At 67.5% G+C, this 25106-nt stretch carries 24 protein-coding genes; 11 read left to right on the top strand and 13 right to left on the bottom strand.

Annotated elements, in window-relative coordinates; genetic code table 11:
• Window positions 1-7: 7 nt before the first annotated feature.
• From AT701_RS02925 to AT701_RS34535, 3 genes are all read right to left on the bottom strand, one after another.
• Window positions 8-1411, bottom strand: a complete 1404-nt coding sequence (locus AT701_RS02925) for an IS1380 family transposase (RefSeq protein ID WP_058125120.1) — start codon at window positions 1409-1411, stop codon at window positions 8-10.
• A gap of 77 nt (window positions 1412-1488) precedes the next feature.
• On the bottom strand, window positions 1489-2421 hold the full coding sequence (locus tag AT701_RS33960) for an NAD-glutamate dehydrogenase domain-containing protein (RefSeq protein WP_081319341.1): 933 nt from the start codon (window positions 2419-2421) through the stop codon (window positions 1489-1491).
• The gene (locus AT701_RS34535) at window positions 2418-2555 is read right to left on the bottom strand and encodes a hypothetical protein (RefSeq protein ID WP_157892490.1); all 138 of its coding nucleotides are present in this window, start codon (window positions 2553-2555) and stop codon (window positions 2418-2420) included. Before AT701_RS34535 ends, AT701_RS33960 begins: the two co-directional genes overlap by 4 nt.
• Before the next feature lie 223 nt (window positions 2556-2778).
• Between AT701_RS34535 and AT701_RS02915 the strand changes: the two genes are divergently transcribed.
• Entirely contained in the window at window positions 2779-3639 is an 861-nt protein-coding gene (locus AT701_RS02915; protein WP_058125118.1) for an SAM-dependent methyltransferase, read from the top strand.
• Here the strand turns inward: AT701_RS02915 and AT701_RS02910 are convergent.
• The gene (locus AT701_RS02910; RefSeq protein ID WP_058125117.1) at window positions 3588-4175 is read right to left on the bottom strand and encodes a VOC family protein; all 588 of its coding nucleotides are present in this window, start codon (window positions 4173-4175) and stop codon (window positions 3588-3590) included. The two genes, AT701_RS02915 and AT701_RS02910, sit on opposite strands and share 52 nt — an antisense overlap.
• A 92-nt stretch (window positions 4176-4267) precedes the next feature.
• Between AT701_RS02910 and AT701_RS02905 the strand changes: the two genes are divergently transcribed.
• The 6 genes from AT701_RS02905 to AT701_RS02885 all read left to right on the top strand — a co-directional run bounded on the left by AT701_RS02905 (window position 4268) and on the right by AT701_RS02885 (window position 10068).
• Complete coding sequence (locus AT701_RS02905) at window positions 4268-4897, top strand: TetR/AcrR family transcriptional regulator (protein WP_058127511.1); 630 nt, start codon at window positions 4268-4270, stop codon at window positions 4895-4897.
• The gene (locus AT701_RS02900; RefSeq protein ID WP_014876815.1) at window positions 4894-6036 is read left to right on the top strand and encodes an alpha/beta hydrolase; all 1143 of its coding nucleotides are present in this window, start codon (window positions 4894-4896) and stop codon (window positions 6034-6036) included. Before AT701_RS02905 ends, AT701_RS02900 begins: the two co-directional genes overlap by 4 nt.
• Window positions 6012-6995, top strand: coding sequence for a 2-hydroxyacid dehydrogenase (locus AT701_RS02895; protein ID WP_174519563.1), 984 nt, complete (start codon window positions 6012-6014; stop codon window positions 6993-6995). The genes AT701_RS02900 and AT701_RS02895 overlap by 25 nt, the downstream gene beginning before the upstream one ends.
• 110 nt (window positions 6996-7105) lie before the next feature.
• Window positions 7106-9310: an acyl-CoA dehydrogenase family protein gene (locus tag AT701_RS02890; RefSeq protein WP_058125116.1), complete on the top strand. Its 2205-nt coding sequence runs from the start codon at window positions 7106-7108 to the stop codon at window positions 9308-9310.
• A gap of 286 nt (window positions 9311-9596) precedes the next feature.
• Complete coding sequence (locus AT701_RS35925; RefSeq protein WP_257297377.1) at window positions 9597-9719, top strand: hypothetical protein; 123 nt, start codon at window positions 9597-9599, stop codon at window positions 9717-9719.
• Between the two features lie 46 nt (window positions 9720-9765).
• Window positions 9766-10068: a hypothetical protein gene (locus AT701_RS02885; RefSeq protein ID WP_029104250.1), complete on the top strand. Its 303-nt coding sequence runs from the start codon at window positions 9766-9768 to the stop codon at window positions 10066-10068.
• 16 nt (window positions 10069-10084) lie between these two features.
• On the opposite strand, the gene AT701_RS02880 is transcribed toward AT701_RS02885, so the two are convergent.
• Together AT701_RS02880 and fadD2 are read right to left on the bottom strand one after the other, a co-directional pair.
• Window positions 10085-10867, bottom strand: coding sequence for an SDR family NAD(P)-dependent oxidoreductase (locus AT701_RS02880; protein ID WP_011727057.1), 783 nt, complete (start codon window positions 10865-10867; stop codon window positions 10085-10087).
• 70 nt (window positions 10868-10937) lie between these two features.
• Window positions 10938-12614, bottom strand: coding sequence for a long-chain-fatty-acid--CoA ligase FadD2 (gene fadD2 / locus AT701_RS02875; protein ID WP_058125115.1), 1677 nt, complete (start codon window positions 12612-12614; stop codon window positions 10938-10940).
• A gap of 55 nt (window positions 12615-12669) precedes the next feature.
• On the opposite strand from fadD2, the gene AT701_RS02870 reads away from it, so the two are divergent.
• The gene (locus tag AT701_RS02870; RefSeq protein WP_014876812.1) at window positions 12670-13908 is read left to right on the top strand and encodes a DNA polymerase domain-containing protein; all 1239 of its coding nucleotides are present in this window, start codon (window positions 12670-12672) and stop codon (window positions 13906-13908) included.
• Here AT701_RS02870 and AT701_RS02865 read toward each other — a convergent pair.
• Together AT701_RS02865 and AT701_RS02860 are read right to left on the bottom strand one after the other, a co-directional pair.
• Window positions 13905-14300 carry a hypothetical protein gene (locus AT701_RS02865; protein ID WP_003892017.1) on the bottom strand — a complete coding sequence of 132 codons (396 nt, stop codon included), beginning with the start codon at window positions 14298-14300 and terminating at the stop codon, window positions 13905-13907. The genes AT701_RS02870 and AT701_RS02865 overlap by 4 nt on opposite strands.
• A gap of 60 nt (window positions 14301-14360) precedes the next feature.
• Window positions 14361-15047 (bottom strand): FadR/GntR family transcriptional regulator, encoded by a 687-nt coding sequence (locus AT701_RS02860; protein WP_011727054.1) that lies wholly within the window; start codon window positions 15045-15047, stop codon window positions 14361-14363.
• Between the two features lie 89 nt (window positions 15048-15136).
• Here AT701_RS02860 and AT701_RS02855 point away from each other — a divergent pair, with 89 nt between their 5' ends.
• Genes AT701_RS02855 through AT701_RS02845 form a run of 3 tightly spaced genes read left to right on the top strand, consistent with a single transcriptional unit; the run spans window position 15137 to window position 17951 of the window.
• Window positions 15137-15874 carry a (Fe-S)-binding protein gene (locus AT701_RS02855; protein WP_003892015.1) on the top strand — a complete coding sequence of 246 codons (738 nt, stop codon included), beginning with the start codon at window positions 15137-15139 and terminating at the stop codon, window positions 15872-15874.
• On the top strand, window positions 15871-17340 hold the full coding sequence (locus tag AT701_RS02850; RefSeq protein WP_011727053.1) for a LutB/LldF family L-lactate oxidation iron-sulfur protein: 1470 nt from the start codon (window positions 15871-15873) through the stop codon (window positions 17338-17340). Before AT701_RS02855 ends, AT701_RS02850 begins: the two co-directional genes overlap by 4 nt.
• Window positions 17304-17951, top strand: a complete 648-nt coding sequence (locus AT701_RS02845) for a LutC/YkgG family protein (RefSeq protein WP_011727052.1) — start codon at window positions 17304-17306, stop codon at window positions 17949-17951. Before AT701_RS02850 ends, AT701_RS02845 begins: the two co-directional genes overlap by 37 nt.
• Before the next feature lie 86 nt (window positions 17952-18037).
• Here the strand turns inward: AT701_RS02845 and AT701_RS02840 are convergent, their stop codons facing one another.
• Genes AT701_RS02840 through AT701_RS02820 form a run of 5 tightly spaced genes read right to left on the bottom strand, consistent with a single transcriptional unit; the run spans window position 18038 to window position 25066 of the window.
• On the bottom strand, window positions 18038-19030 hold the full coding sequence (locus AT701_RS02840; RefSeq protein ID WP_029104251.1) for a LacI family DNA-binding transcriptional regulator: 993 nt from the start codon (window positions 19028-19030) through the stop codon (window positions 18038-18040).
• Window positions 19031-19046: 16 nt separating this feature from the next.
• Complete coding sequence (locus AT701_RS02835) at window positions 19047-20504, bottom strand: rhamnulokinase (RefSeq protein ID WP_058125114.1); 1458 nt, start codon at window positions 20502-20504, stop codon at window positions 19047-19049.
• A gap of 28 nt (window positions 20505-20532) precedes the next feature.
• Window positions 20533-22572 carry a bifunctional rhamnulose-1-phosphate aldolase/short-chain dehydrogenase gene (locus tag AT701_RS02830; RefSeq protein ID WP_014876809.1) on the bottom strand — a complete coding sequence of 680 codons (2040 nt, stop codon included), beginning with the start codon at window positions 22570-22572 and terminating at the stop codon, window positions 20533-20535.
• Between the two features lie 2 nt (window positions 22573-22574).
• Window positions 22575-23738: an L-rhamnose isomerase gene (rhaI, locus tag AT701_RS02825; protein WP_011727048.1), complete on the bottom strand. Its 1164-nt coding sequence runs from the start codon at window positions 23736-23738 to the stop codon at window positions 22575-22577.
• Entirely contained in the window at window positions 23735-25066 is a 1332-nt protein-coding gene (locus tag AT701_RS02820) for an MFS transporter (RefSeq protein WP_011727047.1), read from the bottom strand. Before AT701_RS02820 ends, rhaI begins: the two co-directional genes overlap by 4 nt.
• Window positions 25067-25106 lie beyond the last annotated feature (40 nt).

The raw sequence follows: 25106 nt of genomic DNA, 5'->3' as shown, positions 1-25106 counted from the left end.
CGGGTGGTCAGTGGGTCGCGGTGGCGGGTGGGCTGTAGCCGATGGTGTTGCGCCACAGTGCGAGCCAGTGGTCGGTCCGGGGCCAGTGGCTGGGTAGGTGCAGGATCGGTCGACGTTGGGGTCGGGCCAGTCGGGCCGGGATGTTGACGATCTTGCGGCGCAGGGTGGCACCACGGGCGACCGCGTGAGTGCCTCCGGCGAGCACGCCGACCGCGCGTAGCAGGTTGTGGGCGATCACGGCGCACAGGATCCAGGCCGAGTTCGCGCCGAAGCGCCCTGAGGGCATATGCGCCAGAGGTCCGTCGATGAGGTCGGCGAACACGGTTTCAATGATGGCGTGGCGGCGGTGGGTGATGTCAGCCTCGGCGACGGGTTCGTCGGAATCGGTGAAGAACGGGTGGTACCGCCACACCGGAAACAACGCGTCGGGGAATCGGGCATCTTTGACCCGACGCACGATCAACCGTGCCGTGACCGGGGTCTTGGTGGAACTGAAAGCGGTGTAGGTGGTTTCGGCGACTTCGGCGTCAGAGATCCAGGCGCCGGTGTCGGGGTCACAGACCGCGCCGGGATAGTTGACCGGGATCCACGCCGTCTCCTCGATGGCGTCGATGGCGGCGGCGACGGCGCGGGTCTTGGTCAGCACCAGCGAGAACTGGGCGCCGGCGCGGCGGCAGGCGGCCACCACGGTGCTGTTGCCGTAGGCCGAGTCACCACGCACCAGAATCTGGCCGGTGACCCCGGCAGCGCGGGCGGTGGCCACGGCTTGGGCGATCATCCGGGCCGCACCCTTGCCGGAGTTGGACTTGCCCGCCCGCAACCTGGCCCCGGTGATCACCGGGGCGGCGCACTCGGTGCTGATCGTGGTGATCAACGGCGCCAGTCCTTTGCGCAGGATCTGCTTGCCGGCGATCTTGGTGTGCCCGTAGCTGGCACCTTGTTTGGCGTGGCCATAGACCGGGCGCAGCAGCGAGTCGATGTCGAGGTACGCCCGCCCATCAGCGCCGGGCAGCACATCGACGCGCTCACACAGCCCGGCCAGATGCTCACGCAGGACTGATTCCAGTTGGCGTGCGTGTCCGAAGGTGAACTCCCGCAACAGTGTTCCGATCGTCGATGGTGCATAGACCCCATCGAAGAGCGTCTTCATCCCGCCGCCACGCACGAGGTCGAGGTCATCAATGCTGTCGGCGCCGGCGCACATTCCGGCGACCACGGTGAGCAGCTTCGGCGACGGGTTGGCCGACCCGGACTTGATCCGTGGTTCGCTGATACGAACCTTGTCGGCCAGCAACTGTGACAGCCCGGTCTGGGTGGCCAGCGTCATTACCGGCACCAGACCGGCGCACGACACGAGATGGGCATCATCGAAGACCGCCGACGACGCAGCGAACCTATGGGACACTTTCACCGGAAGTGCCTTTCGAAGTTGTGCCGATAAGTGCCTAGAGAACACTCATCATCACAGCTCAGAAGGCACTTTCCTCGTCACGACACCCTGCGACCAGCCAATTCATCGGTGGATCGAGGCTTAGTCAACGCGAGAACTTCCATCCTGATGTCTTCTCGCCGGTCGCTCCAGCGGATGCCACCTCGGGCGACCTTTCCGAAGCGCATGTGAACACCCTCGACTCTTGGGCTGTACACCCATATCTCGGCCGCAGGCACGGGCCGTGCTATCACCGGCACTCGTCGCGGACTGATCTTGAGACTGAGGGTCGGTGGCGTTTGCCCATCATCACTGCGTTGGAATGCGTTGGTGCGCTCGATCGCCTGGACGATGCCCAGAACGGACCGGAGGATGCGGTCTTCATCGAGGTTGGCAACAGAGTCGAGCGCGGAGGTGAACTGTTCGGCCACCTCGGCTTGAGCTGCAGCGCGTTGCCCGTCGTCGCGGTCGGGATCCAAACGTTCCTCGAAGAGTTGTGCCGCGAGGGCACCAATTGCTGGTTGGCCTGCAAGAACCTCGCATATGTACGGCAGCGAGAACGCAGCCTGGGTCTGACGCAGATACGCAGCGACTGCCCGCAACCAGCTCACCTGAACCCAGGTCAGTCCTGCGGTAAGCACCAAGCTGTTCAGTGGATCTGATTCACAATCTCCGGCCCAGACCGCTTTCACTGCGTCTAAGAAGCGTTCCCGAAGATCCGGACGCGCGGGCGGTGATTCACTCCAACTCATTTTGGCGTGGGCACGCAGACCTAGGTCGATCTCGTGCGAAGCAACGCTGCCCTCCGCCGGCGAACCGGTCCGCTCGTCGACTACTTCGAGTCCAAAGTCGGCAAACGGCGGTAGAAGCAGCGACAGTGACGGCAGTCGATCGCACAAGATCCTGATGCGGACATCGCTTGCACTGCCGCTGGTTTCGGGATGCAATCGAACTTCGAGAAGCCGTCCCAGTGCTTGGGTGCGAACAGTCATTGCAGCTCCTCGATGAAACTTGACGATCGACCGACTTCGGCGATCGTGTAGTTGAGTACGGCTTCGGCGATACGGCTTCGGCGATAAGGACCAGTCAGGTTCGGACCAACGCTGAAATTGGCGCGCGTGACCACCAGCACCTCTCAGACATCGCGCCGGACCAAAGGCGCGCTGACGCAGTAACTTTCTACGTACGAGCTCACCGTAGGGCCCGTCTGCTTACAGCCTGGACGACTACGATCGATCGGTCCAGCGCGATTTTCCCGCTGTGATCGTTCGGATTTTTCGATGATTGGAAGGTTGTTCAGGGCAAAAATATCCAAGCCCCCCGGGCGGCCCAGCGCGCATGATGGCGTCATGCAGAAACCTGGAAAAGCCCCCGGAAAAGCCGTAGCCGACACCGGAGTCTTGGTCGCCGCGATCCGCGCCAGGGAATCCCGCCGCGACGACCGGCTGTTCACCGACCCGTTCGCCGAGAAGCTGGCGGGGGAATCAGGGCAGAAGTTGCTGGACGACGCGGTCGCCGCCGCGGGCGAGAACATGACCCTGCAGATCGTGGTCCGCACCCGGTTCTGGGATGAGGCGCTGCTGCGGGCCGTGCAGAACGTCGGCCAGGTGGTCATCCTCGCCGCCGGTCTGGACGCCCGGGCATACCGGTTGCCCTGGCCGGACGGCACCTCCGTCTACGAGCTGGATCAGCCCGCGGTCATCGCCGCCAAGAACGACGCGCTGGCCGAGGACGAGGCCCTGTGCCGCCGGGTCGCGATCGGCGTCGATCTCACCGAGGACTGGACCGAGACGTTGCGGTCCAATGGCTTTGACCCCGACAGACCGGCGGTCTGGCTGATCGAGGGACTGCTGCAGTATCTGGACGAGGCCGCGGTGCGCACCCTGTTCGACCGCGTGGACGCGATGTCGGCGCCGGGTTCGGTGCTGCTCTACGACGTCGTCGGCAAGGTGTTGCTGGACACGGTGATGCTGGCGGCGGTACGAAAGTCGATGGAAGAGAGCGGCGCTCCGTGGCTGTTCGGCACCGACGAACCGGGCGCATTGTGTGAGCGCCATGGCTGGTCAGCCGTCGTCACCGACGTTGCCGAACCCGGGAACGCCTGGAACCGGTGGTTCGCGCCGGCGTTCCCGCTCGACGTCCCCGGTATCCCCCGCGGCTACTTCGTCGAGGCCACCAAGCGGTCGGCGTCGGTCCGCGGCGCCACGTGAGCGGCCCGCTCGACGTCGTCTTGGCTGAATTCCTTGGTCCAGCAGGCGAATTCGAGGGTGATGCCGTCCGGGTCGAAGAAGTAGAACGAGCGCACGTAGACGCCGGGGTGCACGGTCGGCGATACCTGCATCTCACTGTCGTCGTGGTTGAGTACCGGCCCGACCCGCACGCCTTTGGCCTTGAGCTTCTGCCGGTACTCGTCGAACTTCTCGGCCGGCACGTGCAGCGCGAGGTGGTTCAGCGACCCGGTGGCGCTGACGATCTCACCGATACCGGGAATGGCGGCAGGGGCCGAGACCCCGGGGACGCCATCGGGGGCGTCGCAGAACCAGAAGAACGCGATGCAGTCGCCGTTGCCGGCGTCGAAGAAGAAGTGCTGACCGATGCCGCCGGGCAGGTCAAGCGCTTTGATCAGCGGCATGCCGAGCACATTGCTGTAGAAGTCGACGGTGCGTTCCATGTCCGAACACACCAGGGCGACATGGTTGATTCCGCCGAACTCGAATTCGGAATTGGGATTGTCGGGCTTGATCACGTCGAGACTCCTCCGATGCGCCGAACGCTGGCGCGGCTCCGAAACTGAATCTAACATCAGATTCAGGTTCAATCAATGATCGAGGAGTGTGGGTGACCGTCAGCCCGCGTGACCAGCTGCCGACCGCGCGCGGCCGCCAGACTCAGGCCGCCATCGACGCCGCCGCCCGAACCGTGATCGCGCGCAAGGGCATCCTGGCCACGACCATCGCCGACATCGCCGCCGAGGCCAACCGTTCCACCGCGTCGTTCTACAACTACTACGACTCCAAAGAAGCCATGGTCCACGAGTGGGCGCTGCGCTTCCGGGACGAGGCTCGCGATCGCGCCCAGGCGGCGCGCGAACCCGGCCTGACCAACTGGGAGCGCTCCTATCAGGCCGTTTCGGCGCACTGGGCGACCTACCGGCACCGGCTGGCCGAGATCATCAGCGTGTCGCAGCTGGCGATGGTCAGCGACGATTTTGCGCAGTACTGGGCCGAAATCTGCGAACTGCCCATATCATTGATCACCGAGATGATCAAACGTGCCCAGCGGCAAGGGTTCTGCCCCGACGACGACGCCGAGATGACCGCGCTCGCGCTGGTGTCGATGCTCAACCAGTTCTGCTACACCAAGCTCTCCGGCGGCAACGCCGACGACGTCGACGACACGGCCTGCATCACGACGCTCGCGAACGTCTTCTACCGGACGATCTATCACAGGGGGGTACCGCAGCCATGACCAGAACCTCCGGGGCCTCACCGGCGGCAGGCGTGATCCGCGAGTTCGTCGGACTGGAATCCCCCACCGCCCGACGCGCCGGCGCGGGCGGCCACCCGTGCCAGGGCATCTACTACCGCGGCGTGGGCCGCAAACCGAAGGTGGCGATGATCGCCACGCACTACCAGATCGATTTCTCCGAGCACTACCTCGCCGACTACATGGCCACCCGGGGAATCGGCTTCCTGGGCTGGAACACCCGTTTCCGCGGGTTCGAGAGCAGCTTCGTGCTGGACCACGCGTTGGTGGACATCGGCGTCGGCGTGCGTTGGTTGCGCGAGGTCCAGAACATCGAAACCGTTGTGCTGCTCGGAAATTCCGGTGGCGGGTCGTTGATGGCGGCCTACCAGGCCCAAGCGGTCGACCCGCACATCACACCGATGGAGGGCATGCGGCCTGCCGTCGGCATCAACGACCTGCCGCGCGCCGACGCCTACGTCGCGAGCGCCGCGCACCCCGGCAGGCCCGATGTGCTGACCGCGTGGATGGACGGCGCGGTCCTCGACGAGAACGACCCTGTCGCAACCGATCCCGACCTCGACCTGTTCGACGAGCGCAACGGTCCACCGTTCTCACCGGATTTCGTGGCGCGCTATCGGGAGGCACAGATCGCACGCAACGAGGCCATCACCGACTGGGCCGAGCTCGAGCTCAAACGCGTGCAGGCGGCCGGTTTCTCGGACCGCCCGTTCACGGTGATGCGCACGTGGGCCGATCCCCGGATGGTGGACCCGACGATCGAACCCACCAGGCGTCAGCCGAATCTGTGTTACGCCGGGGTCCCGGTCAAGGCGAACCGCTCGGCCCGCGGCATCGCCGCGGCCACCACGCTGCGCAACTGGCTGGGCATGTGGAGCCTGCGGCACGCCCAGACCAGGGCCGAACCGCACCTGGCGCGCATCACCTGCCCGGCGCTGGTCATCAACGCCGATCAGGACACCGGCGTGTACCCGTCTGACGCACAACGCATCTTCGACGCGCTGGCGGGTTCCGACAAGACACTGTGCTCGATCGACACCGATCATTACTTCACCACGCCGGGTGCGCGCAGCGAGCAGGCCGACACCATCGCGCGATGGATCGCGAAGCGGTGGCGGTGAACCCGGGCACGGTGCGGGTGCTCGCGCACTTCGCACCGAGCAACACCGTGCTGGACTTCCTTGCGCCGCACCTCGACTGGCTCGATGTGCGGTTCTGCGGCGAGGAGGACGACGAGACCTTCTACCGCGAACTCGGTGACGCCGACGTGCTCTGGCATGTGTTGCGTCCCATCACCGGCGACGACCTGAACCGCGCGCCGCGGCTGCGCCTCGTGCACAAGCTGGGCGCCGGGGTCAACACCATCGACGTCGAGACCGCGACCCAGTTGGGCATCCTGGTGGCCAACATGCCCGGTGCGAACGCCCCTTCGGTCGCCGAGGGCACGGTATTGCTGATGCTGGCGGCGCTTCGGCGTCTCCCCCAGCTGGACCGCGCCACGCGCGCCGGTCGCGGGTGGCCCACCGATCCCACCCTGGGCGACACCGTGCGCGACATCGGCGGCTGCACGGTGGGCCTCGTCGGGTACGGCAACGTCGCCAAGCGCGTCGAGCGGATCGTGCTGGCCATGGGTGCCGAGCAGGTGCTGCACACCAGCACGCGCGACACCGGTCACCCGCGCTGGCGCAACCTGCCGGATCTGCTGGCCGCGAGTGACATCGTCTCGCTGCACCTTCCCCTCACCGACACCTCCCGCGGCTTGCTGGGCCCCGAGGCCATCGCGGCGATGAAACCCGGCGCGGTCCTGGTCAACACGGCCCGCGGGCCGATCGTCGACGAGGCCGCGCTGATCGAGGCGCTGCGCGGCGGCCGGCTCGCGGCCGCCGGTCTCGACGTGTTCGACACCGAACCGCTGCCCGCCGACCATCCGCTGCTTGGCCTCGACAACGTCGTCCTCACGCCGCACGTGACGTGGTACACCGCGGACACCATGCGCCGTTACCTGTCGATCGGTGTCGAGAACTGCCGCCGCATCCGCGACGGCGAGCCGCTGGCCCACCTGGTCAACGAGGCCAGGTAGACCCCGATCGGGCCACAGATCGAGCCTGTACGTGGCCCCGGTCACGTCACGGTACCCTCGATCCAACCGACCGGTTATTCGGGACGACGATGCCCCTGTGGAGGTAATTCATGCCCATCGCAATCCTGTCCGAGCACATCGACCTGGCCGGTTCGGTCAAGTCGTTCGTCGCACGGGTTGCCCCATCCGACGTGCTGCACGAAGCGCTGGAAACTCCCCTGGAGACCCCCCGAGCCAATCCGCCGTCCTACTGGAAGGCCGCCGCGGACCAGGGTCTGCAGGGTGTCCACCTGTCCGAGTCCGTCGGTGGCCAGGGCTTCGGCATCCTTGAGCTCGCGATCGTGCTCGCCGAGTTCGGCTACGGCGCGGTGCCCGGCCCGTTCGTCCCGTCGGCGATCGCGAGTGCGCTGATTTCCGCGCACGATCCCGACGCCAAGGTGCTCAGCGAGCTGGCGTCGGGCGACGCCATCGCGGCCTACGCCCTCGACTCGACGCTCACCGCGACCCGCCAGGGCGACGGACTGGTGATCCGCGGTGAGGTCCGCGCGGTTCCGGCCGCCGCGCAGGCGTCGATCCTAGTGCTCCCGGTGGCCATCGACTCCGGCGAGGAATGGGTGGTCCTCGACGCCGACCAGCTGGAGATCGAACCGGTCCGCAGCGTCGACCCGCTGCGCCCGCTGGCCCACGTGCGTGCCAACGCCGTCGAGGTCGCCGACGAGCGCGTGCTGTCGAACCTGAGCCGGCCGCTGGCGCGGGCGTTGATGTCGACGCTGCTGTCGGCCGAGAGCATCGGCGTCGCGCGCTGGGCCACCGACACCGCGGCCGGCTACGCCAAGATCCGCGAGCAGTTCGGCAGGCCCATCGGTCAGTTCCAGGCCGTCAAGCACAAGTGCGCCAACATGGTCGCGGTCACCGAGCGGGCGACCGCTGCGGTGTGGGACGCGGCCAGGGCCCTTGATGAGGTGCGGGAAAAAGGTACCGAGGGAACGCATTTCGGGTTCGCCGCCGCGGTCGCGGCGACGTTGGCCCCTGCCGCCGCCCAGCAGTGCACGCAGGACTGCATCCAGGTGCACGGCGGTATCGGCTTCACCTGGGAGCACGACACCAACGTCTACTACCGGCGGGCACTGCTTCTCGCGGCGTGCTTCGGCCGTGCCGCGGACCATCCGCAGCAGGTCGTCGACACCGCGACCGCTACGGGCATGCGTCCCGTCGACATCGACCTCGATCCCGAGACCGAGAAGCTGCGCGACGAAATCCGCGCGGAAGTCGCTGCGCTGAAAGCCATTCCGAGTGAGGAACGCACCGCGGCGATCGCCGAGGGCGGGTGGGTGCAGCCGCACCTGCCCAAGCCGTGGGGCCGCGACGCCACGCCGGTCGAGCAGATCATCATCGCCCAGGAGTTCACCACCGGTCGCGTCAAGCGCCCGCAGATGGGCATCGCGTCGTGGATCATCCCGTCGATCGTGGCGTTCGGCACCGACGAGCAGAAGCAGCGATTCCTGCCGCCCACCTTCCGCGGCGAGATGATCTGGTGCCAGTTGTTCTCCGAGCCGGGAGCCGGGTCCGACCTCGCGAGCCTGACCACGCGCGCGGTCAAGGTCGACGGGGGCTGGCGCATCACCGGGCAGAAGATCTGGACCACCGGCGCCCAGTTCTCGGCGTGGGGCGCACTGCTCGCGCGCACCGATCCCGACGCCCCCAAGCACCAGGGCATCACGTACTTCCTGCTCGACATGAAGTCGCCGGGCGTCGAGGTCAAGCCGCTGCGCGAACTGACCGGCAACGCGATGTTCAACACGGTGTTCATCGACGACGTGTTCGTGCCCGACGACATGGTGCTCGGCGAGGTCAACCGCGGATGGGAGGTCAGCCGCAACACCCTGACCAACGAACGCGTGTCGATCGGTAGCAGCGAACCGCCCTTCCTGGCCAACCTCGACCAGTTCGTGCAGTTCCTGCGCGACGGCCAGTTCGACCAGATCGAGCAGAACCACGCCGGGCAGCTGATCGCCGAGGGGCACGCCGCAAAGGTGCTCAACCTGCGTTCCACGCTGCTGACGCTGGCCGGCGGCGACGCCATGCCCAACGCGGCGATCTCGAAGCTGCTGTCGATGAAGACCGGCCAGGGCTACGCGGAGTTCGCGGTGTCGACGTTCGGCACCGACGCCGCGATCGGCGACCCTCAGGAGGAACCGGGCCGCTGGGCCGAGTATCTGCTGGCCAGCCGCGCCACCACGATCTACGGCGGCACCACCGAGGTGCAGTTGAACATCATCGCCGAGCGCCTGCTCGGGCTCCCGCGCGATCCGTAGACACCCGAGGCCGTGCGCTGCGACCGGGGCGGGAAGGAAACTCCGATCCGCCCTGGTCGCGGAGTCACATCGGGTCTACCGTCGAAGGTGGCGAAATAGAACGCGGGCCGGAACGGTTGGTACTCACATAATGAGTGTTACTAAGCAACGTCTCCTTCGAGCCGCGGGCACCACGGCCGCGGCTTTCGCACTGATTGCCGGTCCCTCGGCTGTTCTGAGTCAGACCACCCCGACCGCACAGGCACAGCCATGTGTGAACGGTGTGGTTCCGGGTAACCCATACGTCGTGAACTGCAACCTGCCCCAGCGCAGCCCCAAGGTCCGTGGTGCTGCGCCTGACGCCGGCGCGATCATCGCGTGCAGGCACTGGCCGGGTTGCCTGTCCTGGTACGTCAACAACCCGCACTGAGAGCCGGCTTCGAACCTGGCTCCGCAATCAACCGTTTTGAGTGATCATGACCAATGATGTTGAAAAACGCTGGCGCGATCCGGCGACCTTTCGCTCGGCGGTCGCCTACGTTCTGAGCGTCGTCGCCATCGCCGGCGTCGCCTTGATCTTCTATGTCATGGACCGGACGCTTCTTCCGGCGATCCTGGTTCCCACCATCATGTTCGTTGGCGGTGTCGGGGCCTTCATCCGCACCTATCAGGTGTGGCGCGCCGAGGGCACCTGGCCCATCTGGCACGGGGCGGGCTGGTTCCTGCTGGCACTGTCGTTGTTCTGCCTGGCTTTCCCCGGCGCCGCGCTGACGTCCTGAGCGCCGCGCCGGGAATTCACGGCAGGATCGCGTCGACGTAACCACCGTCGACGCGCAACGCCCCACCCGTGGTGGCCGACGCCAGCGGCGATGCGAGGTAGGCGACCATGTTGGCGATCTCCTCGGGTTCGATCAAGCGCTGCAGCAGCGACTGCGGGCGGTGCTTGCGCATGAATTCCCGTTGCGCCTCGTCCCACGGCAGCGACTTGTCGACGAGTTGATAAACGAAGTCCTCCACACCCGCGGTGTGGGTCGGTCCGGCGATCACCGAGTTGACCGTGACACCCGTTCCCGCAGCGTCTTTCGCGAATCCGCGGGACACCGCGAGCAGCGCGGTCTTGGAGACGCCGTAGTGGATCATCTCCTCGGGGATCACGATGGCAGAGTCGCTGGCGATCTGAATCGCACGGCCCCAACCCTTTTCGATCATGCCCGGCAGATAGCTGCGGATGAGCCGGACCGCGGCCAGCACGTTGACGTCGAAGTACTTGCGCCACTGCTCGTCGGTGATCTCGCGAGCGGGCTCTGCCCCGAAGATGCCCAGGTTGTTGACGAGGATGTCCACCGACGGCAACTGCTCGAGCAGCGCCTCGGTGCCCTTTTGCGTCGCGACGTCGGCGGCCACCCCCACCACGTCCAGATCGCCCAGTTGGGCCACAGTTTCGTCGACACGCGATGCGGTACGCCCGTTGATCGCCACGCGCGCGCCGCTGCGGGCGAGCGTTTCGGCGATGGCGAGTCCGATGCCCTGCGTCGAGCCCGTGACGAGTGCGGTCTTACCGGTGAGGTCGATGTTCACGAGGCAGTACTACCACCGCACGCACCAAACTATTCCCCTTGTTCGGTGAGCGTGCCCTGCCTACGGCCTGTCAGGCGTCGATGTTGCGCAGTTCGCGCTTGAGGATCTTGCCGGTGGGATTACGCGGCAACTCGTCGAGGAAGACCACCTCACGTGGCACCTTGTAGCGCGCCAGATGGTCACGTACATAGGCCTTGACGTCGTCCTCGGTGAGCGACGAGCCCTCGGCCTTCACCACGAAAGCGCGCAGCCGGGCGCCCCACTCCTTGTCGTCGACGCCGATCGCGGTGGCTTCGACGACCTCGGGGTGGCCGCTGATCAGATCCTCGACCTCGGCGGGGAACACGTTCTCGCCGCCCGAGACGATCATCTCGTCGTCGCGGCCGGAGATGTAGAGCAGACCGTGCTCGTCGAAATAGCCGACATCGCCGGACGACATCATGCCGTCGATGATCTGCTTGCCGCCGCCGCCCGTGTAGCCCTTGAAGGGGAATGTGTTTCGCACGAAGATGCGGCCGACCTCACCTTGCGGCAATTCCCTGCCGTTGTCGTCGAGGATCTTGACCGTGATCCCCTTGACCACGGGGCCCACGGTGGCCGGGTTGCGCGACAGATCCTGCGGACGCGCGATCGTGGCGAACGCGATCTCGGTCGACCCGTACAGGTTGTAGATCACCGGCCCGAGTTCCTTGAGTGCGCGGGTCGCGAGTTCCGCGCCGAGCTGTGAACCCGAGACGAACATGATCCGCAGCGACGAGAGGTCGGGTTTCTGCGGCATCTTCTCCAGGTGGTCCAGCATGCGCGAGAGCATCACCGGTACCACCACCGCCGCGGTGACCTTGTGCTTCTCGATGTCCTCGAGCACCGTGGCGGGCCTGAAGCGGCGGCGTAGCACCAGCGTCGAGCCGAGCATCATCGCGATCGTCGCGTGCAGGAAGCCCAGCGCGTGGAACATCGGCGCGGGCAGCGCGGTGACCTCGCCGGCCTTGAACGGCACATGCGAGAGCACGCCGCCGATCGGGGCGAGCGACGGCGGGGCCGCCCGGTTGGCGCCCTTGGGGGTTCCGGTGGTGCCGCTGGTCAGGATGATGATCGAGGCGTGCCGGCTTGCCTTGGGCGCCGGCCGCTTGCCGCTGCGCGCGATCACCTCGGCGAGGGTTTCGTCGGTACTGCCCGACGGCTCCTCCTTGTCGGGGTTGGTGCCCAGCGCCCGCAACTTGCCCATCTCGGTCTCGGCCTGCGCGACCGCCGCGGTGTACTCGTCGTCGTAGATGATCACCTTCGCGCCCTCGCGCGCGGCGACCTCTTTGATCTGGGGCCCGGAGAACTCGGTGTTGAGCATGATGATGCGGGCGCCCACACGCGCGGCCCCGTACAGCGACACCAAAAACCAGCGGTGGTTGCGGGCCAGGATGCCGACTCCGTCCCCGCCGCGGACGCCGCGTGCCAGCAACTCGTTCGCCAGCGCGTGGGCCGCGGCGTCGAGTTCACCGAACGTGAACTCGCCCTCGTCGTCGATGACCGCGACCCGATTCGGGTGCCTGCGCGCGTTGAGCGCCGGGATCATGCCGATCTCGCCCCAGGTCCGGATGTCGGCCACCAGCGCCAGCATGTGCTGCGGCGGTTCGAGCCTCAACGCGCCTGCTTCGAACATCTTGCGGGCGTAGTGCAGTTCGGCGACACCTCGCTCGGCGTACTCCTTGGCCTTCGCCGTCACTTGCGCAGGCAAATCAGACAGACTCAGCATGACGACACAATATGTGACAACCATCGCAGTTGCGGGAAGTCACTACGATGTGATGATGGCCGGTGCACTGACGCTGGAGTTGGACGGCCTGACGGTCTCGGTCACCAACCCCGACAAGGTGATCTTCCCCGAGTACGACGGGCGTGCGGCCGTCACCAAACTCGACCTTGTCAACTACTACCGCGCGGTGGCCGACGGCGCGCTGCGCGGGGTGTTCGGCAGGCCGATGATCCTCAAACGCTTCGTCAAGGGCATCGCCACCGAGGCGATATTCCAGAAGCGCGCGCCTGAGAAACGCCCCGACTTCATCGAGGTCGCCGAACTCAAGTACCGCTCCGGTACCTCGGCCAAAGAGGCCGTGCTCCGCAACACCGCAGGTCTCGCGTGGGCCGTGAACCTCGGATGTGTGGACCTCAACCCGCACCCGGTGCGCGCCGACGACCTCGACCATCCCGACGAACTCCGCGTCGACCTGGACCCCATGCCCGGCGTCGAGTGGCAGCAGATCCTCGACGTCGCGATGGTCGCGCGCGAGGTGCTCTCCGATCACGGCCTGACCGCGTGGCCCAAGACCTCGGGCTCGCGCGGTTTCCACATCTATGCCCGCATCAGCCGCGACTGGCCGTACGCGAAGGTCCGCCTGGCCGCGCAGACGGTCGCCCGTGAGGTCGAACGGCGCGCTCCCGACCTCGCCACCGCACATTGGTGGAAGGAGGAACGCGAGGGGGTGTTCGTGGACTTCAACCAGAACGCCAAGGACCGCACGGTGGCCTCGGCCTACTCGGTGCGCGCGACGCCGGACGCAAGGGTGTCCACCCCGCTGCGCTGGGACGAGGTGCCGACGTGCCGGCCCGAGGAGTTCACCATCGCGACCGTGCCCGACCGGTTCGCCGAGATCGGGGATCCGTGGGAGGGCATGGACACCGCGGTCGGCGGTCTCGACGGGTTGCTCGCGCTCGCCGAGGAACTCGGTCCCGCCGAGAAGGCACCCAAGGGCGCGTCCCGCGACGGGCGACGCGCCTCGACGATGCCGCTGATCGAGATCGCCCGCACCAAGACCAAGGACGAGGCGATGGCCGCGCTCGACATCTGGCGGGAACGCTACCCGGAGGTATCGAAAAAGCTTGAGCCCGTGGACATCCTGGTCGACGGTATGCGAGGTCCGAGCTCGATCTGGTACCGGATCCGGATCAATCTGCAACACGTCCCGGAGGGTGAGCGCCCGCCCCAGGAGGAGCTCATCGCCGATTACAGCCCGTGGGAGAACTATTCGGGCGCACAGTGGCGCCGCTAGTCCTCGAACGGACCCGGCAGCGGACCGAAGACTCCGTTACCTCTGCGGATCTCGCAGACCTTCCACCCGCCGTGGTCCTCGACGATGAACGAGATGTCCAGGTCGGCGACCTCGGAGTAGTACCCGGTGACGATGCGCTGCGGACCGTCCTCCTCGGAGTCGACCGACAGGACGTCCGGCCCCACCTCGTACAGCGCGATGAACTCGTCACGGATCTCGGCGTCCGACCGCGGCCGGATCACGCTCGCGAGCCGGCCGCACGCGCCCGACCGCAGCGTCGCGACGTCGCCGGTCTTGGCCGCGGCGATGTGCCGATGCACGGCACGCTCGGGTGACTCCTGCATCTCGGGCTGCCGCTCAGGGCTCGTGCACGCCGGGACCACTGCGGCCATGACAATTGCCGCCCACCTGACACACGGGCTGACGGGCACTGAACCACCGTAGCCCAGCTGTCAGCTTTTGATCAGGTCTACATAACCTTCGATGTGGGCGCGGGCCAGCTCAGCGGCCTTGTTGCCCTGTCCGCGCGACAGCGCGGTGACGATGCGCCTGTGCTCGCAGCGCAGGTTCGCCGCGACTCCGCCCCAGTCCGCAAGGCGGGGCACCCCGGCCAGGATGTACCCCTGGATGGCGCCGCGCAGTGCCGCCATCATGGCCTCGACGACGACGTTGCCGGCCAGCGCCGTCAATGCGACGTGGAACTCCGCGTCGAGGCGGTGGAACTCCTCGGGTCCCAGGTCCGGGTCGTCCATCGCGTCGAGCCGTGCGTTGATCCCGGCGAGGTCCGGACGCGGTGACAACGCCGCCGCATCGCGTAAAGCCGAGGCCTCCAGAAGGATTCGCGTGCTCACCAGGTCCTCGATGGGCAGTGCGCGCGTCGCGGTGTGCAGTCGCAGCGCCGATCCGATCGACGTGGCCGCATCGGCCGTGACGATCGCGCCCGCGTCCGGTCCGGAACCCGCGGCCGTGCGGATGACGCCCATGGCCTCGAGCACCCGGATGGCTTCGCGTACCGACGCCCGGCTCACCGAGAGGCTCTCGGCGAGCGCACGCTCGGGCGGCAACCGGTCGCCGACCGTGATGGCGCCTGCGACCAGATCGCGTTCGATCCGCTCGAGCACCAGCTCATGTGCGCGCATGGCGACGACTGTAGCCCTTTTTCTCCGTGTGGTCTGACCACACAGTGGACGAACGCGGTAGTGTGGTCAGACCACAGTCTAGGAGGGTTATGCGAATCGCCCTGTTCGCGACCTGTCTGGCGGACGCGCTCTTTCCGCCTGCCGCCATCGCCACCGTCCAGCTGCTCGAGCGGCTGGGGCACGAGGTGGTCTTCCCGTCGCAGCAGACCTGCTGCGGACAGATGCACATCAACACCGGCTACTTCAAAGAGGCCGTGGCGGTGGTGCGCAACCACGTGGAGAGTTTCGAGAGCGCACGCTGTGACGCCGTGGTCGCACCGTCCGGATCGTGCGTCGGTTCGGTACGCCACCAGCACGCCATGGTCGCGCGCCGCGCCGGTGACGAGGACCTGGCGGTACGCGCCGAGAAGATCGCCGAGCGCACCTACGAACTCTCGGAGTTCCTCGTCGACGTGCTCGGCGTCGACGACGTCGGCGCCTACTACCCACACCGGGTCACCTACCACCCGACCTGCCACTCGCTGCGGATGCTCGGAGTCGGCGACAAACCGCTGCGGCTGCTGCGCAACGTTCGCGGGCTGACCCTCGTAGAGCTTCCCGCCGCCGAATCCTGCTGCGGGTTCGGCGGCACGTTCGCGCTCAAGAACTCCGACACGTCGACGGCCATGCTCGCCGACAAGATGACACACATCCTGGAGACCGGCGCCGAGGTGTGCAGCGCGGGTGACTCGTCGTGCCTGATGCACATCGGCGGTGGCCTGAGCCGGCTGCGCTCCGGGGTCCGCACCGTGCACCTGGCGGAGATCCTCGCGGGAGCAGAAGCATGAGCACGACATTCCTCGGCAGCCCGGGACTCGGGAACCTGCGTGGCGACGAATCGTTCCCGCACGCCGCGCGCGGTGCGCTCGCGAACTCGCAGCTGCGCCGCAACATCGGCCACGCCACACAGACCATCCGCGGTAAACGTCTGCGCGCCGTCGCCGAATGCGACGACTGGGAAGACCTGCGCGCCGCGGGCAGTGCGCTCAAACAGGACGTGATGGCCCGCCTGCCGGAACTGCTCGAGCAACTCGAGAGCAATGTCACCGCACGCGGCGGGGTGGTGCACTGGGCCCGCGACGCCGACGAGGCCAACCGCATCGTCACCGATCTCATCCGCGCCACCGGATCCGACGAGGTGGTCAAGGTCAAATCGATGGCCACGCAGGAGATCGGCCTCAACGAACACCTCGAGGCCCAGGGCATCGCGGCGTTCGAAACCGATCTGGCCGAGTTGATCGTGCAACTCGGCCACGACAAGCCCAGCCACATCCTGGTGCCCGCGATCCACCGCAACCGCTCGGAGATCCGGGAGATCTTCTCTCGCGAGATGCCCGACGCCGGTGAGTTGTCCGACGATCCGCGGGTGCTCGCGATGGCTGCCCGCGCGCATCTGCGCCGCAAGTTCCTCACCGCCCGCGTGGCGATCAGCGGCGCGAATTTCGGTGTGGCCGAGACGGGTACGCTCGCGGTGGTCGAGTCCGAGGGCAACGGCCGGATGTGCCTGACCCTGCCCGAGACGCTGATCACCGTGATGGGCATCGAGAAGATCGTGCCCACGTTCGCCGATCTGGAAGTGTTCATGCAGCTGCTCCCCCGGTCGTCGACCGCGGAGCGCATGAACCCGTACACGTCGATGTGGACGGGCGTACACCCGGGCGACGGGCCGCAGGAATTCCACCTGGTGCTCCTCGACAACGGGCGCACCCGCGTCCTGGCCGACGAGGTCGGACGCGCTGCGCTGCACTGCATCCGGTGCAGCGCATGCCTGAACGTGTGCCCGGTCTACGAGCGCACCGGTGGCCACGCCTACGGGTCGGTGTACCCGGGCCCGATCGGTGCGATTCTGAGCCCTCAGCTCACGGGGACCACCGGGCACGACGATCCCAATGCGAGCCTGCCTTATGCGTCGTCGTTGTGCGGCGCGTGCTTCGAGGCGTGCCCGGTCCGTATCGACATCCCGTCGATCCTGGTGCACCTGCGCGCACAGCAGGTCGATTCCGAGCGGGGCGGCCTGCCGGGCGGGCAGGACATCGCGATGAAGGCCGCCGGCTGGGCCATGTCGGATGCGAAGCGATTCTCGTTGGCGGAGAAGGCGCTTGCGGCTGGACGTGTCATCGCGGGCAAGGACCACCGCATCTCGACGCTGCCGTGGCCCGCCTCCAAGTGGACCAGCAGCCGCGACCTTCCCGAACCACCGAAGGAAACCTTCCGGCAATGGTGGAACCGCACGCACGAGGGAGGTTCGCGATGACCGGGACCGACGGCCGGGCCGCGGTGCTGGGCCGCATCCGCTCGGCGCTGGCCGCCGTACCGCCGCAGCCCGTCACGGTGCCGCGCGAATACCACCGCGAACCGTTGAGCGGTCCGGCCGACGTCGAGCGGTTCGCCGAGGCCGTCGCCGAATACCGCGCCCGGGTGCACCGCGTGGCCGCCTCCGACATCGCCGGTTTGGTGCGCGAGCTCACCGGATCCGACGCCACCGTGGTGGTGCCGCCTGATGTGCCGGCCGAGTGGATCACCGGTGTGCGCATCCTTTCCGACGATCCTGTGCTGACTGTCGAGCAACTCGACGCCGCGGATGCTGTGCTGACCGGGTGTGCCGTCGGCATCGCCGCAACCGGCACCATCGTGCTCGACGCAGGCGCCACGCAGGGCCGCCGCGCCCTGACCCTGGTGCCCGATCACCACATCTGCGTCGTGCGCACCGATCAGATCGTCGACATCGTTCCGCAGGGTTTCGCCGCGCTCGGCACCGAGCGCCCACTGACCTTCATCTCGGGACCGAGCGCGACCAGCGACATCGAACTCGAACGCGTCGAAGGGGTGCACGGCCCGCGCACGCTCGACGTGTTGATCCTCTAGCCCGAACCCCACGCGAAACCGACGCAAATGTCGCCGCGCCTCGACACCGACGACGTTTTCGTCGATCTCGCGGAGGCTGAGAAGGGTCAACTCGTCGAATCGCGGACGACCAATTCCGGTTGGAAGACAACATGTTCGGGGTTGCGGCCGGTCGCGTCCTCGGCCGCACCGATCAGCAGGTCCACCGCCGTGGTCCCGATCTCGCCCGTGGGCTGGCGCACCGACGTGAGCGGCACGACCGCCGAACGCGCAAAGTCGATGTCGTCGTAGCCGACCAGCGCCATGTCGTCTGGCACACGGAGATCGCCCGTAAGGCTCAGCGCCTGCAGCACGCCGATGGCGAGCAGGTCGTTGGCACAGAAGACCGCGTCCGGCCGGTCCTGGCGGGCGCGTCGGCGCAGTTGTTCACCGACGGCCCGGCCGGCCAGCACGCTCGGCGCGTCGGTGTCGATGATCTCCAGCGTCGCGCCTGGGGTCCGCCCCACGGCGTCGGCCGCGCCGCGGCGGCGGTCACGGATCTGGCGCAGCGTTCCCGGGCCGCCCACGAACGCGATCTTCCGGCGGCCGGTGGCGCACAGGTGCTGCACGGCCAGACAGCCGCCCGCGACGTCGTCCACGGCGACCGAGTCGAACGGGGTGCCGCCGCCGTCACGGTCGACGAGCACCACGGGAGTGCCCCGCTCACGCAGTGCGACAAGGCGGTTGAGATCCTCGCCCACCGGCGACACCAGCAGCCCGTACACGCGTTGTTCGTCGAACGCGTCGACGTACGCGCGCTCACGGGTGGCGTCGTCGTCGGACGTCCCGAGCAGCACTGTGAGGTTGTGCTCGCCGGCACGACGCTCCGCGGCGCGGGCGATGTCGGTGAAGAAGGGGTTGCCGATGTCCAGCACCACGAGTCCGACGCTGCGCGAGCGGCCTGCCTTGAGCTGACGCGCCGCGTCGTTGCGCACGAACCCCAGCTTGTCGATGGCCGCCTGCACCCGCGCCACTGTTGCCGGTGCGACTTTGTCCGGCGCGTTGAGCACGTTGGACACCGTGCCCACCGACACCGAGGCCGCGGCAGCTACCTCTCGCATGCTCACCACGGGTACATCACACCATGGCAGTGGTACGGCTGGTTCGGGGAAGGTAGCGCCGCGGGGGGAACCACTGCGCGACGCGTGCACGCAAACTCGCCAGGTCGCCGCTGATGACGTGCCGCGCGCGGGCCGTGAGCAGTACGTTGCCCAGGGCTGTGGCCTCCACCGGCCCTGCCAGCAGCGGCATCCCGATCCGGTCGGCCGTCAGCTGGCACAGCAACTCGTTCTGGGATCCACCGCCGACCATGTGCACCGTCCGCACGTCGACGCCGGAGAGCTCGGCGGCCGTGCAGACCGCCGACGCGAATGCCGCGGCGAGGCTCTCCAGGATCGCACGCACCATCTGCACGGGATCCGCGGGCGGGGTGTGTCCCCGCTCGACATACCAGGCGCTGATGCGCGCCGGCAGATCCCCCGGTGGCAAGAACCGCGGATCGTCGGTGTCGAACACCACGGGCGGCGCGGGTGCCTGCGCGGCACCGGCCAGCAGGTCGGCGAGATCGACGTCGTGGCCGTCGCGCTCGTACTGCCGGAGGGTCTCGCTCAGCAGCCACAGACCCATCACGTTGTGCAGGAATCGGATCCGCTGGTCGGCGCCAACCTCGTTGGTGAAGTTCGCCTCGCGGGCGGCATCGGTGGCCACCTGACGGCCCAGCTCGACGCCCACCAGTCCCCATGTGCCGCACGATATGTAGGCCGCGTGATCGGGATCCATCGGGATGGCCGCGACGGCCGACGCGGTGTCATGGGAGGCCACCGACACCACCTCGGCGCCGGCCTTGCCGGTCAGCCCGATCTGTCGGGCGACGCTCGGCAACAGCGGGCCGCAGCGACTGCCCGCCTCCACGATGGGCGGGAACAACGTGTGCGGCAGGTCCAACCGGGTCATCAGGTCCCGGTCCCAGGTGCCGTCCAACGCCAGCAGTCCCGTGGTCGAGGCGTTGGTGCGCTCGGCCACGCGCTGACCGGTGAGCCAATACGTCAGCAGGTCGGGCACCAGCAACACGGTGTCGGCGAGGTCGAGCAGGCCGCTCGCCCGCTCGGCGGCAAGCTGGTACACGGTGTTGAACGGCAGGAACTGGATCCCGTTGCGCCGGTAGAGCTCCGGTGCGTCCAGGACATCGTGCACCAACTCGACGCCACGAGCGGTGCGCGCGTCGCGGTAGTGCATCGGCAGCGACAGCAGCCGTCCTTCGCGCAGCAGACCGTAGTCGACGGCCCACGAGTCCACGCCGACGCCGACCAGGCTGTCGCAGTCGCGTCCGGCCCGGGTGAGCCCGTCGATGACGTGGCCGTACAGCGTGGGCACGTTCCAGCGCAACTCGTCGCCCGTGCCGTTCCACAGGGTCACCGGATCGTTCGGGAACCGCGCCACCGTGCGCATGTCGAGTCGGTCGCCGTCGATGTCGGCGACCATCACGCGGCCGCTGGTGGCCCCGAGGTCGACGGCCGCGACCTGTATGGCGCTCATCGCTGTTCTCGGCTCTTCGCGCAAGCGCTCATCGCAAAAACGCCGCGGCGACCCCCGCATCCACCGGCACATGCAGACCGGTGGTGTGCGAGAAGTCCGACGTGCACAGCGCGAACGCCGCGTTGGCGACGTGCTCGGGCAGGACCTCACGCTTGAGGAGGGTGCGCTGCGCGTAGTACTTGCCCAGCTCCTCTTCCGGAACCCCGTACACCGCGGCACGTTTGGCGCCCCAACCGCCGGCGAAGATACCCGAGCCGCGTACCACACCATCGGGGTTGATGCCGTTGACCTTGACGCCGTGCTCGCCGAGTTCGGCCGCCAGCAGCCGAACCTGATGCGCCTGATCGGCCTTGGTCGCCGAGTAGGCGATGTTGTTGGGCCCGGCGAACACCGAGTTCTTCGACGAGATGTAGATGATGTCGCCGCCCAGCTTCTGCTCGATGAGCGCGCGTGCCGCGGCCTTCGACACCAGGAACGAGCCACGGGCCATCACGTTGTGCTGCAGGTCCCAGTCCTCGGCGGTGGTGTCCAGCAACGACTTCGACAGCGAGAGCCCGGCATTGTTCACCACGATGTCGATGCCGCCGAAGGCCAGTACGGTCGCGTCGACCGCGGCCTGTACCGCGGCCTCGTCGGTGACGTCGGCGGCGATCCCGACGGCCACGTCGGTGTTACCGATCTCGGCTGCCGCGGATTCCGCCTTGGCGCCGTCCAGGTCGGCGATCACCACGCAGGCGCCTTCGGCGGCCAGGCGGGTCGCGATGGCCTTGCCGATGCCCGAGGCCGCACCGGTGACCAGTGCGATCCGCGTGGCCAGCGGTTTGGGTTTGGGCATGCGCTGCAGTTTGGCCTCTTCGAGTGCCCAGTACTCGATGCGGAACTTCTCGGCCTCGTCGATGGGCGCGTAGGTGGAGATGGCCTCGGCACCGCGCATGACGTTGATGGCGTTGAGGTAGAACTCGCCTGCCACGCGGGCGGTCTGCTTGTCCTTGCCGTAGCTGAACATGCCGACGCCGGGGATCAGCACGATGGCCGGGTCGGCTCCGCGGATCGCGGGGCTGTCGGGCGTGGCGTGCCGGTCGTAGTAGGCCTGGTAATCCACCCGGTAGGCCTCGTGCAGTTCGGCCAACCGGTTCTTGCACTCGTCGACCGTGGCGTCGGCGGGCAGATCCAGCACGAGCGGCTTGACCTTGGTGCGCAGGAAGTGGTCGGGGCAGCTGGTGCCCAGCGCCGCGAGGCGGGGATGCTCACTGGCGGAGAGGAATTCGAGCACACGAGGGTCGTCGGTGAAGTGGCCGACCTGCGGCCTGTCGGTGGAGACCAGACCGCGGATGAACGGTGCGAGCTGCGCGGCCTTGGCGCGTCGTGCGTCGTCGGGCAGCGCGCCGTACCCGGCAAGCGGGGCGCCGAACGGCTCGGGCCGCCCGTTCTCGGCGATGTAGCGTTCGGCGGTCTCGATGATCTCCAACGAATGTGCCTCGGCCTCTGCGGAAGTCGAGCCCCACGCCGTGATGCCGTGCCCGCCGAGGATGGTGCCGATGGCCTGGGGGTTACGTCGCTTGATGTCGGCGATGTCGAGGCCCAACTGGAAGCCTGGGCGCCGCCACGGCACCCACACCACGCGATCGCCGAAGATCTGCTTGGTCAGCGCCTCACCGTCGGCCGCGGTGGCCAGCGCGATACCCGAGTCGGGGTGCAGGTGGTCGACGTGAGCGGCGTCGACCAGGCCGTGCATGGCGGTGTCGATCGACGGCGCCGCGCCACCGCGGCCGTGCAGGCAGTAGTCGAACGCCGCGACCATCTCGTCTTCGCGCTCGACCCCGGGGTACACGTCCACCAGTGCGCGCATGCGGTCCAGTCGCAGTACCGCGAGCCCGTTCTCGGTGAGCGTTCCGAGATCACCGCCGGATCCCTTGACCCACAACAGTTCGACAGGCTGCCCGGTGACCGGGTCGGTGTCGGTGCCCTTGGCCGAGGTGTTGCCGCCGGCGTAGTTGGTGTTCTTCGGGTCCGAGCCCAGCCGGTTGGACCGGGCGATCAGCTCTGCGACCGTTTGTTCGGCGTTCATGCTCATGCTCCCCACGACGACTGCGTGCCGCCGACTCGTTCTGCGTTGATCGTGTCCTGGTATCCCGATGCGGCGTACGCGGCCATCGGGTCCCCCGGCAGCCCGCGGTCGACGCGCCACTTCGCCAGGGCCGGACGCACATCGGTGTAGAAGGCGTCCATGAAGATCCCGTTGGCGCCAAGGACGTCGCCGTTCTCCTGCGCCTCGGCGAGCGCCTCGGTGTCGACAAGCAATGCGCGTGCGGTCATCTCGGCCACGTTGAGCACCGAACGGATCTGCCCGGGGATCTTGGCTTCCACGTTGTGGCACTGGTCGAGCATCAGCGCGACGCCGGACGACGGATCGAGCCCGCCGCCGCGGATCACCTCGAACAGGATGCGGAACAGCTGGAACGGATCGGCCGCCCCGACGATGAGGTCGTCGTCGGCATAGAACCGCGAGTTGAAGTCGAAGGAGCCGAGCTTCCCCAGCCGCAGCAGCTGCGCGACGATGAACTCGATGTTGGTGCCCGGCGCGTGGTGCCCGGTGTCCAGGCACACCACGGCGCGTTCGCCGAGCGCGCTGACCTGGGCGTAGGCCGTACCCCAGTCGGGCACGTCGGTCATGTACATGGCCGGCTCGAAGAACTTGTACTCCAGCACCATTCGCTGGTCAGGCCCGATGTGCTGGTAGATCGCAGCCAGCGATTCGGCCAGCCGGTCCTGGCGGCCGCGGATGTCGCCCTGTCCGGGGTAGTTGGTGCCGTCGGCCAGCCAGATCTTGAGGTCGCGCGATCCGGTCTGATTCATGATCTCGATGCACGCGAGGTGGTGGTCGATGGCCTTCTGCCGCACGCCCTTGTCGGTGTGGGTCAGGCTGCCGAACTTGTAGTCGTCGTCCTGGAAGGTGTTGGAATTGATGGTGCCCAGTTCGACGCCCTGCTCGCGCGCGTAGACGCCCAGCGCGGCGTAGTCGTCGACGGTGTCCCACGGGATGTGCAACGCGACGCGCGGCGCCAGACCGGTCATCCGGTGCACCATGGCGGCGTCGGCGATCTTCTCCTCGACCGTGCGCGGTGTGCCGGGCGTGCCGAACACCTTGAACCGCGTGCCGGAGTTGCCGAACGCCCACGAGGGCAGTTCGATCGCGAGGTTGTCGAGGGCCGGGTGCACGTTGATCGCACTCATGCCGGGGTCCTTTCCTTGTCTTCTGCCGTCGGGCTCACGGGGGCGCCGTAGCGTTCGACCTCGATCTCCCGCAGCGTCTTGCCGCGCGTGGCCGGCGCGCCGAACGCGCCGATCAGCATCGCGATGGTCAAAAGCACGACGAGCAGCACACCGACCGCGGTGAGCCCGGTGACGGCCAGCAGCGTCGGGAAGAAGTAACTGAGCACGCCCGTCATGGTGCGCACGACGAAGAACATCACGCCCTGCGCGCTGGCGCGGTACGGCGTCGCGAACAGCTCACTGGCCCACAGACTGTAGAAGGCCTGCGCGCCGATACCGGCCGAGACACCCCACAGCACCGCGAACGCCAGCATGGTCGGCACGCCGCCGTCGGTGAACGCCACCAGCACGATCCAGCCCACGATGCCCAGCGCTGCGCCGCCGACATAGAGGAGGCGCTGCGAGACGCGGTCGGCGTACCGCATGAACCCGAAGTACGTGGCCGCGACCGTGCACCCCCACACCAGCACCTGCAGCAGGTTCTGCGCGACGGGGCTGTGCAGACCCGCGGTGTCGTACACACGCGGCATGAAGATGCCGGCCTGCCCGGCCACGGTGTTCCAGAACAGGTAGATGCCGCCGAGGAACAGCAGCGCGGTGATGTTGACGCGCTTGGAGAACAATCCGCGCAGTCCGCGCAGTCCGACCGCGGAGGCCACGGCCTTCGTCTCGGCCTGCGTCTCGTTCTTGGCCTCGTCGGTCCAGATCTGCGATTCGGCCAGACCCTGGCGGACCCACCACACGACGCCCGCGACCACGAAGAGGTGGATGAAGATCAGCCGCGAGCCCAGCAGGCCGAGCGGCGCGAGCGCGGCCGCCAGCGCGAAACCGATCAGCGGGCCCACCGACCACGCCAACTGCGCGGTGCCGACGTGCTTGGCCCGCTCGACCGACGGTGCCTGTTCGGCGATGTAGGTCCACGACGCGGGGACACCCGCGCCGACCGCGATGCCGGTGATGATGAACGCCGCCAGCAGCATCGCGTAGTTGACCGCGCATGCCGCGAGCAGCACGCCGGCCATGTACACCAGCAGGTCGTAGGTGTAGATGGCCTTGCGGCCGAAGCGGTCGCACAACGGTCCGCCCAAAATGGCGCCGATCGCGGCGCCGAAGGCGTTGGCGCTCAGTGCCGCGAGCAGACCGACCGCGAAGTTGCTGATGCCGAACGCCGTCTGCCAGAACCCCAGGCTGGTGGCGATCGCGATGATCGATCCGGCCTCGATGTAGTTCGACATCGCGACCGCGATGGTCGCCCGCCACCCGGTGGTGGACCGCGCTCCGAGCTTCATGGGTTTCCTCGATTCACAGGTGATGGGATCTGGGGCGGCG

This window comes from Mycolicibacterium smegmatis (genome assembly GCF_001457595.1).
In the GTDB taxonomy this organism is placed as follows: domain Bacteria; phylum Actinomycetota; class Actinomycetes; order Mycobacteriales; family Mycobacteriaceae; genus Mycobacterium; species Mycobacterium smegmatis.
The sequence above is the reverse complement of the archived record's forward strand: the minus strand, read 5'-3'. Positions and strand labels throughout refer to the sequence as shown.